At 72.6% G+C, this 1663-nt stretch carries 2 protein-coding genes; both read right to left on the bottom strand.

Annotation, left to right across the window (positions count from 1 at the left end):
* Positions 1–289: 289 nt before the first annotated feature.
* A complete protein-coding gene (locus tag ABZ281_RS48500; protein ID WP_356665141.1) occupies positions 290–991 on the bottom strand; it encodes an LPXTG cell wall anchor domain-containing protein in 702 nt (233 codons plus the stop codon).
* Between the two features lie 310 nt (positions 992–1301).
* The coding region (locus tag ABZ281_RS48495) for an ATP-binding protein (protein WP_356665139.1) at positions 1302–1663 on the bottom strand (362 nt) is incomplete at its 5' end.

Raw genomic sequence — 1663 nt, 5'->3', positions numbered from 1 at the left:
TCTCCCGGAGCGGGGTCGTGGTCGCCCAGGGTGAGCAGGTACCGCTTGCCGTTGAGATCCGCCGTGGCCCGGTCATCGTGGGGCGCGCGGACCTGCGGTGCGGACGCGCGGCCCAACCGGCCAGACGCGGACCTGCGGTACAGGCCTGCGGCCGGACCGGGCGCGCAGTCCTGCGGTGCGGGCGCGCGCGGCCCAACCGGCCAGACGCGGACCTACGGTGCGCGCCTGCGGCCGGACCGGCGGCACGCGATCCCGTGCTCAGCAGTGCGCCAGGAGGGGCTCGTGGCGGTCAACGACCCGCCGGTGCTTCCTGCTGACGTCGCGTCAGCCATAGGGTGCCTGCCGCGCCGGCGAGCAGGACCGTGCCGCCGAGGGTGCCGAGGGCGACGGCCGAGTCCTCTGGCCCGGTCTGCGGAAGTCCGGCACCGGTGTCAGAGCCGGAGCCGCCGCCCTGGGCGGAACCGGTGGCGCCGCCGCCGCTCGCGGCCGTGACGTCGAGCGTGAGCGACGGGCCCGGGTGGTTCGCCGGGGTGCAGGTGGTCGTCGTGCCGAGCGCCTTGATGGTGAGCACACCGGCCGTGAAGGTGACCTCGCCGCTCTTCTTCGGCGTGTACGTGCCGCTCAGATCACTGATCTTGATCGGCGTGTTGGCGGGGATCGCGGCGTCGTTGGCGGGGCCGGACACCGACAGGGTGCCGCTGTCGGCGCCGCCCAGGGCGATGGTGGCGCTCGGCGTCATCGCACCCTTGCCCAGTTCGACCGGGCTGGAGGAGACACCCTTCTGCCAGGACATGGTGATGCGGTAGCCGCTGCCGCTCCTGACGCTCTTGATGTCGATGGGCGAGACGGCACTCTTGTCGCCGATCGGCGTCTTGCACTGGTAGTTGACGTCGACGACCCCGGCCCGGGCGACGGGGGCGGCCATCCACACCGCCGAGCCGGCCAGGGCCACGGCGGACGCGAGCGCGGCGGTTCGCTTCCGGTACGACACGGTGCCGCTCCCCTTCCTGTTTCTGACGACGTATCAGATCGGGACGTCAAGGTACGCCCGGGGCCTTGAGGAAGGAAGACACAGTGCGCGCCGGATCCGTGGGGATCCCGCGTGCGGTGAGTGGCGCATGAGGGGATGCGCGGCGGGGACCCCGTGCAAGGAGGTCACCTGTTCGGACGCGCCTCAGGGCACCCGCCGGGGCCCGATACCGGCACGTACGCCCGAGATCGGACAGTAATGCCCGCGATCGGACAGGCGCGCCCCGGGGCCGGTCGGCTACACGCTGGGGCTGAACGCACACTCCCCGCGATCAGGCGGGTACGCCTAGCTCCGCCCAGACCGTCTTGCCGGAGACCCCCGGCGTACGGACGACGCCCCAGTCCAGGCACAGGCGCTGGACGATGAACATGCCATGACCGCCCGGGCGCCCCGCGCGGTGCGGGGTGCGGGGGGCGGGCTGACCGGTGCCCCGGTCGGCGACCTCCACACGGATCACCTTGTTGTCGCAGGTGATCCGCAGCTGGTCCGGCCCCTCGGCGTGCAGGCAGGCGTTGGTGACCAGCTCGGCGCCTCGTGCGTCGGATTGCACCACTGTTGACCGTGGTTTTCCGTCCTTGCGGGCACGCCCCACCGCCAGGGCCTGCGCGCCGATCTGCGCGGCGGTGTCCTGCT

The sequence above is a fragment of the Streptomyces sp. NPDC006265 genome (genome assembly GCF_040613555.1).
Classification (GTDB): Bacteria; Actinomycetota; Actinomycetes; order Streptomycetales; family Streptomycetaceae; genus Streptomyces.
This window is presented reverse-complemented; position numbering and strand designations above follow the sequence as displayed.